This window comes from Rhodopseudomonas sp. BR0G17 (assembly GCF_010907025.1).
Taxonomy (GTDB): Bacteria; Pseudomonadota; Alphaproteobacteria; order Rhizobiales; family Xanthobacteraceae; genus Rhodopseudomonas; species Rhodopseudomonas palustris_H.
The window spans coordinates 188,958-196,123 of sequence record NZ_QUML01000005.1; the positions used below are offsets into that span (position 1 = coordinate 188,958).

The following is a 7,166-nucleotide window of genomic DNA, read 5'->3' on the forward strand; positions in this document are numbered from 1 at the left end:
GCTAACTGATCGGTTCGGTGACGGCGCGAAATCGCACCAAGGCGTGATAGGTGCGGCCGTCGGGCTCGCGGCGGATGTCGGCGAGCGCGAACCGCAGATTGACGAGGCGATGGCCGGACGGGGCGAGCGGCGCATCGTCGAGCGCCTGCAGCAGCGCGCCGGTGATGAGGTGCGCCTCCTTGTGGCCGCCCTGCCGCGACCAGGCGTGCAGCGTCAGCTGATGCTCCTGGGTCGGCGCGTCGTCGGCGGAGACGTCGCTGATCCGCGCTTCGCCGAGGGTGACGAACGGAAACGCCGCCTCGCGCGGCGGCTCGTCGTAGATCCGCGGCCCGCCGAGCGCGGCGAGCAGCGCGGTGTCGCTGGTGAGCGCGTGATGGATCGCCGCGCGCAGCGCTACGCTGGCTGGGGTCATGTCTGCTCCGTCTCGGCGTCGATCTCGAGCAGCGCGCCGCGCGCGCGGCTGCGCCAGGCGATGATGCGATACACGCTGTCGCCATCGGCGAGCCGATGCGCCCGTGACAGCGCCACGCCGGCGCGCAGCGTGATTTTTGCGCGCAGCGCCGCGCGATCAGTATCGGCCGCAACACCCTCGCGCGCCGCGAGCGGCACCACGCTGGCCCACAGCACCGCCTGCGCCACCGACCTCCGCACCACGCCGCCCTGCCCGTCGTCGGTCTCGACCGGCGCCAGCAGCGTCAACCGGCGGTTGAGGCGTCCGGGATCGATCACAGCGCCACCGCGCGGTAGCCGGCGATCATCGCGGCGACGCCGCCGGGCAGCCCCGCGGCGCCGGCATCAGCCGCACCGCCGCGGTTGTCGTACCACTGCGCCACCAGGGTGCGTACCGCGTGGCGCAGCGGCGCCGGCACATCGTCCGGCGTGGTGCCGTAGCCGAGTTCGAGGTCGAGCTCGATGCCGGCGACGTCCCGCCCGGGCTCCGGCAGCGCCCAGGGCGGCGACGCGATCACGCCGCCGGCGAGGTCGAGCACGAAGCTGTCGAGATCGAGCCCATGTGCATAGCCGCGCTCGTCATAGCTCCGCACCGCGATCAGCGATCGAAGCGGGCCGCCGCGCAGCACGATGCGGCCGTCGCGCGGCCAGGCGTCCAGCACCAGCCGCCAGCGCTGCGCCAGCAGCATCTTGCCAGTACTCGCCTCGATCTGGGCCCGCGCCGCCGTCAGCAGCGAGGCGATCACCGCGTCGTCGGCGTCGTGCTCGACGCGCAGGAAGCTTTTGAGATCAGCGACGGTCCACGGCTCAGCGGCCGGCCCGGCCAGCAACAGCATCGGCATGGCGGTTCCTCATGATGGTGATCGGCGATTGACAGCGCCGCGGCGGCGGGCGAAACGCGCCGCCATGATCCGCACGCTCACATTCGGCTGTCTGCTCGGCGCCGCGCTCGCCTCACCGGCGGCGGCGATGGTCGGCGGCGCCCCGGAGGCGACCGGCGCGCTCGGCCGCGCCCTGGTCACCATCGTCGGTTCGCGCGGCAATTTCTGTTCGGGAACGCTGATCGCACCCGATCTGGTGCTGAGCGCCGCACACTGCGTCGGCCCCGGCGCGGACTACAAGGTGGTGCATTACGACGCGCAGCGGCAGCCGAGCCTGCGCGACGTCGCCCGCGTCGCCGCGCATCCGGAGTTCGACATGGGCGCGATCCTCGGCCACCGCGCCAGCGCCGATGTCGCGCTGCTCAAGCTCGCCGCGCCGCTGCCCGGCAAGGCGCCGCTGCCGATCGCGGCGCCGGAGGATCCGCTCGCCGCCGGCCAGGACTTCACTGTCGCCGGCATCGGCGTCACCCGGCGCGGCGACGGCAAGAGCGGCGGTACCGCGCGCAGCGCGACGCTGACCGCGACCGGCCGCCCCGGCCGGCTGCAGATCCGCCTGACTGATCCCGCCGCCACTGGCGGCAGCGCGGGCCTCGGCGCCTGCACCGGCGATTCCGGCGGCCCGGCGCTGCAGGCGCAGAACGACCGGCTGGTGGTGATCGGCGTGGTGTCGTGGTCGACCGGCCCCGGCAACACTGCCGGCTGCGGCGGCCTCACCGGCGTCACCCCGCTGACGCTGTACCGCGACTGGATCGCCCGCACCGCGCAAAGCTGGGGCTCGGCGCTGAGCCGATAACTTGTCATCGCGAGGCGGCGAAAGTGCCGATGGTTAATCTTTATTAACCATAATCGCCCACCCTCGCGGCATCTCACTCCGGAGTGCCGCCATGTTGCGTGTCGTGCTGTTATTGCTGATCGCGTTGCCGCTGGCCGGGCCGGCGCGGGCGGCTGATCTGCCGATGCACAGCAAGATCGGCAAGATCTTCGCCGAGCCGCAACCGAAGCCGCGCGGCGTGCGGCAATCGCTGGAGATGGAAAGCGGCTCGCCGGTGTATGCGCCGGAGGTCGACGTGCCGCCGATCGTGCACGGTTACTACGGCAAGCCGCGCTCGTATCTGTACCGCAGCTATTACGGCACCAATCCGGATCTGATCTTCGGCCGCCTGCCCTACGCCTGCGGCTGGTACGGCTACTGCTGAACGCGCGCCGCTCTCGGAGGATGGGTAGAGCGCAGCGAACCCCATCTCCCCGCAGCAGAACTAAGCCCGCGACGCGCGGCAGCTCAATGCCGCGGCGCGCGATGTCGCCGCTTCGGCCCCGGCCGACGCTCGGGATGCGGATACGCCACCGGCGGCGCGGCGAACGGCTGCGCCATGGTCGGCCCCGGCTGCTGCTGCAGCCGCTTGCGGGATTCCTGCAGCGCGCGCTGATAGCCCGGCGAGTCCATGATGTTGGCGGCGCCGCCGCGGGCCAGTGCCGCGCCGCTGCCGGCGATCAGGCCGGCGCCGAGCGCCGCCAGCCCCAGCGCCATCGTGATCGCCACCGTCAGCGGCGTCCTCGTGATCGAACGGCTCATGCGTCACCTTCCCGCGTTGATAGTCCAGCAACCCAGCGTGACCCGCGATGGTTCCGCCGCCACGCCGTCGCACCACACACATTCCCACGCCGTGGCCCCACGCCGTAGGATGGGTTGAGCGCCAGCGAAACCCATCATCCACCAAGCACAGCCGCGATGGGTTTCGCTCCGCTCAACCCATCCTACACGCTCAACCCATCCTACAGACTCGCCCTCACAACACCCGCATCCTTGGTCCGCCCGCATGGGCGCCACCGACGAGCGCGGTGATCGCCCACACCAGCGCGTCGAGCCGGTCCGGCGAGTGGCCGGAGGATAGCCCGGTCGGGCCGAAATCGCACATCTCGTCTTCGAGCAGCGGAAAGCAGCCGACGTGCCGCACCCGGCCCTGTTCGTACAGCGCCGCCACCGGCTCGGCGCGGACGAATTTGCCGCGGCTGGCGCGCACCTCGCGCACCGGGATCGCGGCGTCGGTCTCGTGCAGCACCGCGCGCACCATCTCGCCGCCCATATTGACCTCGGCGATGATCGCATCGGCCTCGAGCCGGTGATACAGCGCGATCGCGCGCGCCGCCCAGGCCGCCGGCGACAGCCGGTCGCTGGAGACGTCCTCCAGCACGTAGTAATCGCCGGCCGCGCTGCGCCCCGCCGCAACAATGCCGCAAGCATCGGCGCCCGGCCGCGACGAGCCCGGCGGATCGATCGCCACCACGATCCGCAACAGCGGCGGCGCCGCCGCGACGCGGACGCGCTCGATTGCCTCGCGCGACCACAGCGCGTCGGGGCGGTCCTCGATCAGTTCGCCGTCGAGCTCCTGCCGGCCCTGCCGTGTGCCGGCATAGCGCGCCACCACGGTCTCGAGAAACGCCGGCGACAGATGCGCGGCGTTGGCGCGGGTCGGCGCCCGCGTCACCCGGGTATGCGGATCGCCGAGCAGCCGCTTGATCAGCGGCAGCGGCCGCGGCGTCGTGGTGATCAGTTGCCGCGGCCGAGAACCGAGCCGCAGCCCGAATTGCAGCATGTCGAAGCTGGCTTCGGCGTAGCGCCATTTCGCCAGCTCGTCGCACCACGCCGCCTCGAATTGCGGGCCGCGCAAACTATCCGGATCGTCGGCGGAGAACACCTCGCCGACCGCGCCGCTCGGCCATTCCAGCCGCTTGCGGCTGGCCATCCACTCGGGGCGCTCGCGGCGCGGCGTGATCCGTAAGAGGCCGGATTCGCCTTCCACCATCACCTCGCGGGCGTCGTGCCAGCTTTCGCCGACCAGCGCGATCCGGCCGTGCGGCCGCGTCGCATAAGGCGGCGTGCCGGCCACCATCGCCCGCACCCATTCGGCGCCGGCGCGGGTCTTGCCGGCGCCGCGGCCGCCGAGCATCAGCCAGGTGGTCCACGGCGCGCCGTCATTGCCGGCGTCCGCAGACTCCTGATGCGGATGCGCGAAGGTGGCGAAATCATCCTGCAGCCGGGCCAACGTCCGCAGGCTGGCCTGGCGCAGGAAGCGCTCCGTCAGTCCCGCCGCCGACAAACGTCTCAATGCGGCGCGCAAGCTCCAGACGGAATCCATCGGCATCGGCGGGCATCTCGTCATCGGCGGCGCTGAGTGCGCGTTCGGGATCGCGAAGCTGGCGGACCTTGAACAACGTCTGCGTCAGCGCCGCCAGCGTGCGGGCGATCCGCTCGGCCTCGACCGCGCGGTGGCCGCCGAGCGTGGTGTCCTCGCGCAGGTTTTCGACCTTGCGGAGCTGAGTCTCGACCGCGCGCTCCAGCCGCCGCGCCAACGACAGCGCCGCTTCGGGCGACGCCTGGTCGGCCGGCGTTGCGGCCGATGCCTCGGTCACAGGCGCCATCTCGGCCTCGCTCTCGGACGCAGGCGCCGCGGCCTCCGTGTCGCCCGCGGCCTTTGTGCCCACCGCGGGCGGCGGCGACGCCGGCAGCGGCGCGCCGGCGGCGATCGCGCGGGCCTGCTGCAGCGCCGCGGTCGCTTCACGATTGATCTGCAGCAGCACCGGCATGTCGCGCGGCGGCCGATCCTTGCGGCGCGGCCACCCCTCCTGCATCGCCAGCCGCTCCAGCGTGTTGCGATGAATGTGGTAGTCCTCGGCTATGCGCTGCACCGGCTCTTCGGTCTCGACGTAGCGCCGCCGCAGATCGTCGAGCGCCTGCTGCGAAAACCCGCGCGCCTGGCGGACCGGCAGCGGCGGCCGCGGCCCGACCCGGGGGCGCTCCAGCCGCGGCGTCCAGCCCTCGGCCTCCGCCACCTTGCGCAGCGTGTGCCGACAGATCTCGAACTGCGCCGCCACCGCGGTCAGCGGCTCGTCGGTCTCTTCGTATAGCCGCTTCAGCTCCGCAACCGCCTCGGGCGTCAGCCCGCGCGGCAGATAGCGGGGCGGCGGAGGATTGTCGGTCATGAGAGAGCTCCCTACCGGGCGGACCTCGGCCCGCACCGCCGAGCAGGCCGCCATGCATTTCGGCGATCAACGGCTCCACCGTCATGCCCGGCCTTGTGCCGGGCATCCACGCCTTGCGGCGCCGGCCAGCGGAGCAGTGAGCGTACCAGTTGCGGCAGCCTGAAAGCGCTGCCATGCTTGCTGCCAGCCGCACCGCCACCGAGGCGACTGCAGCGGCGCGCACGAACTCGGCGCAAGCCATGACCACGATGACCTACAAGGGCTACACCGCAACGGTCGAATACGACCCCGACGCCGGGATTTTCCACGGCGAGGTCGCCGACACGCGGGACGTCATTACCTTTCAGGGCAAATCCGTCGCCGAAGCGAAGCAGGCGCTCGCCGAGTCGATCGACGACTACATCGCGTTCTGCAAAGAGCGCGACGAGTAGCCCGACAAGACATTCTAAGGCTCGTTCGTGGTGCGCACCCAATACATCGCTGAACAAAGACGTCTCGTGAGGACGCCGCAGCGCAGGATCAGCTTGAATAGGCCTGTTACGCTTGCGCTAGCGAAGGCGTGACGGCGGCGCAAGGCGACTTCCATCTCGCATAGCTGGCGCACCTTGAACATCGGGTTCGTTCAAGCACCCCGACAGCGCGCTAGCATTCGTCCAACCACCGCTTCGCGCCGTGTCTTAGAGCACGCTTCCAATGCCTCGTCGACGTTCTCGCAGCACTATTTTACCACCGCAAGCGAGCAACCGAAGGACAAACGCGCTTACGGACAACGAACATCATTCAACTGAAAAGAGCACAAAGCAGCCAAACGGAGCCGCAGGCCCGTGCCCCCTCAAAGCCAAGGAATTTGGAAGGTGACGTTCATCTATCAACCCATTCGCAATGGTATCTATCGAATGGACCCACTGCTTCGATGTGATTATCGAGAATTCAGAGGCGATACTTCTGATATCATTCAACTTGTGCTTCCAGGTCTTCACAGGGATTTTTTGCCTTTGGTATGGCAAACGTGTGCAGTCGTATGGATGCTCGCTGTGAACGTCACTGAATGCAAACGTTCCCCCCTCCCTCAGCAACGACGCAACCTTACCGAAGCACCTCCTCAAATCCTGAACATGAGAAGCGGTTCTGAACATAAACACAACATCAAAAGACCGGGTCGGCAATTCCTGCTCAAGAAAATCGCTATGAATGAACTTGATCGATCGCGATGCGCACCGTTGCTTGGCCTTCTCTAACATGCCGCTGCTTACGTCGATCCCAACAAGATCTTCAAGCGAGAACTGCTTAGTTAGCTTGTCGAGCAAAAAACCTGTCCCGCACCCGACATCAAGGACGCGCGCTGTCCGCGGCTGCGACGACACTGCCTGCTTCACTAGATCCTCTTCGACAACTCGCCAAATCGCTTGCCACTTCCAATCGTCGTAGTATGGCGCCGCGAGGTTGTAAGCGTCTGCCGGATCTACAGGCGCAGCAAATGACGCACACTCCTCCATGCCTCTCCCCAATTATTCACTCTCCCGCCCAACGCCGGCGATGCCCCCCCGCATCACACTTGTACATAAGTCATGTAGCGCGAGACTATGCAATATGCATCCTTCACGAGCATTTTCATCATGCCAGTAATACCACAACACATATGTACCATTGAGCCGGTCACTAAGAGGTTACAATGCAGGCCCTTAACGACTACATCGTCAACTCACTACCCGAAATTGACGACATTCTGAGTGAACTTACGCTTGCAATCAAGAGAACATACGACCTGTTTGCGAGCATCCCATTCGACGAACACGGCAACGCTTGGGGCTATCAGGTTACAGAAGGCACGCCGACTACAGCACCCCCGCAAAC

Annotated in this window: 11 protein-coding genes; 4 read left to right on the forward strand and 7 right to left on the reverse strand. The window is 68.0% G+C overall.

All coding sequences use genetic code 11. From position 1 onward, the window contains the following. Nucleotide 1: 1 nt before the first annotated feature. Genes DY467_RS06570 through DY467_RS06580 form a run of 3 tightly spaced genes read right to left on the reverse strand, consistent with a single transcriptional unit; the run spans nt 2 to nt 1,292 of the window. A complete protein-coding gene (locus DY467_RS06570; protein WP_164571921.1) occupies nt 2-412 on the reverse strand; it encodes a DUF3168 domain-containing protein in 411 nt (136 codons plus the stop codon). After that, nucleotides 409-729, reverse strand: coding sequence for a head-tail adaptor protein (locus DY467_RS06575; RefSeq protein WP_164634725.1), 321 nt, complete (start codon nt 727-729; stop codon nt 409-411). The genes DY467_RS06570 and DY467_RS06575 overlap by 4 nt, the downstream gene beginning before the upstream one ends. Further along, nucleotides 726-1,292 (reverse strand): head-tail connector protein, encoded by a 567-nt coding sequence (locus tag DY467_RS06580; protein ID WP_164634727.1) that lies wholly within the window; start codon nt 1,290-1,292, stop codon nt 726-728. Before DY467_RS06580 ends, DY467_RS06575 begins: the two co-directional genes overlap by 4 nt. Before the next feature lie 64 nt (nt 1,293-1,356). Here DY467_RS06580 and DY467_RS06585 point away from each other — a divergent pair, with 64 nt between their 5' ends. Together DY467_RS06585 and DY467_RS06590 are read left to right on the forward strand one after the other, a co-directional pair. Then, a complete protein-coding gene (locus DY467_RS06585) occupies nt 1,357-2,124 on the forward strand; it encodes a S1 family peptidase (RefSeq protein ID WP_164634729.1) in 768 nt (255 codons plus the stop codon). Between the two features lie 91 nt (nt 2,125-2,215). Further along, entirely contained in the window at nt 2,216-2,527 is a 312-nt protein-coding gene (locus DY467_RS06590) for a hypothetical protein (protein ID WP_107343860.1), read from the forward strand. A gap of 83 nt (nt 2,528-2,610) precedes the next feature. Here DY467_RS06590 and DY467_RS06595 read toward each other — a convergent pair whose 3' ends face one another. The 3 genes from DY467_RS06595 to DY467_RS06605 all read right to left on the reverse strand — a co-directional run bounded on the left by DY467_RS06595 (nt 2,611) and on the right by DY467_RS06605 (nt 5,312). Next, entirely contained in the window at nt 2,611-2,904 is a 294-nt protein-coding gene (locus DY467_RS06595; RefSeq protein WP_107343859.1) for a hypothetical protein, read from the reverse strand. A gap of 214 nt (nt 2,905-3,118) precedes the next feature. Next, a complete protein-coding gene (locus DY467_RS06600; RefSeq protein WP_502706440.1) occupies nt 3,119-4,474 on the reverse strand; it encodes a DNA-packaging protein in 1,356 nt (451 codons plus the stop codon). Then, nucleotides 4,356-5,312, reverse strand: a complete 957-nt coding sequence (locus DY467_RS06605; RefSeq protein ID WP_164634731.1) for a hypothetical protein — start codon at nt 5,310-5,312, stop codon at nt 4,356-4,358. Before DY467_RS06605 ends, DY467_RS06600 begins: the two co-directional genes overlap by 119 nt. A 173-nt stretch (nt 5,313-5,485) precedes the next feature. Here DY467_RS06605 and DY467_RS26165 point away from each other — a divergent pair, with 173 nt between their 5' ends. Beyond that, complete coding sequence (locus DY467_RS26165) at nt 5,486-5,743, forward strand: type II toxin-antitoxin system HicB family antitoxin (protein ID WP_205502093.1); 258 nt, start codon at nt 5,486-5,488, stop codon at nt 5,741-5,743. Nucleotides 5,744-6,088: 345 nt separating this feature from the next. On the opposite strand, the gene DY467_RS06615 is transcribed toward DY467_RS26165, so the two are convergent. Then, complete coding sequence (locus DY467_RS06615) at nt 6,089-6,808, reverse strand: class I SAM-dependent DNA methyltransferase (RefSeq protein ID WP_164634733.1); 720 nt, start codon at nt 6,806-6,808, stop codon at nt 6,089-6,091. A gap of 176 nt (nt 6,809-6,984) precedes the next feature. On the opposite strand from DY467_RS06615, the gene DY467_RS26170 reads away from it, so the two are divergent. Beyond that, nucleotides 6,985-7,166 (forward strand): hypothetical protein (locus tag DY467_RS26170; protein WP_205502095.1); only part of this gene is annotated, 182 nt, incomplete at its 3' end.

Coding starts and splice junctions, on each gene's coding strand:
- DY467_RS06570 (WP_164571921.1), bottom strand. CDS start 412: ATGACCCCAGCCAGCGTAGCGCTGCGCGCGGCGATCCATCACGCGCTC.
- DY467_RS06580 (WP_164634727.1), bottom strand. CDS start 1,292: ATGCCGATGCTGTTGCTGGCCGGGCCGGCCGCTGAGCCGTGGACCGTC.
- DY467_RS06585 (WP_164634729.1), top strand. CDS start 1,357: ATGATCCGCACGCTCACATTCGGCTGTCTGCTCGGCGCCGCGCTCGCC.
- DY467_RS06590 (WP_107343860.1), top strand. CDS start 2,216: ATGTTGCGTGTCGTGCTGTTATTGCTGATCGCGTTGCCGCTGGCCGGG.
- DY467_RS06595 (WP_107343859.1), bottom strand. CDS start 2,904: ATGAGCCGTTCGATCACGAGGACGCCGCTGACGGTGGCGATCACGATG.
- DY467_RS06600 (WP_502706440.1), bottom strand. CDS start 4,474: ATGCCGATGGATTCCGTCTGGAGCTTGCGCGCCGCATTGAGACGTTTG.
- DY467_RS06605 (WP_164634731.1), bottom strand. CDS start 5,312: ATGACCGACAATCCTCCGCCGCCCCGCTATCTGCCGCGCGGGCTGACG.
- DY467_RS26165 (WP_205502093.1), top strand. CDS start 5,486: ATGCTTGCTGCCAGCCGCACCGCCACCGAGGCGACTGCAGCGGCGCGC.
- DY467_RS06615 (WP_164634733.1), bottom strand. CDS start 6,808: ATGGAGGAGTGTGCGTCATTTGCTGCGCCTGTAGATCCGGCAGACGCT.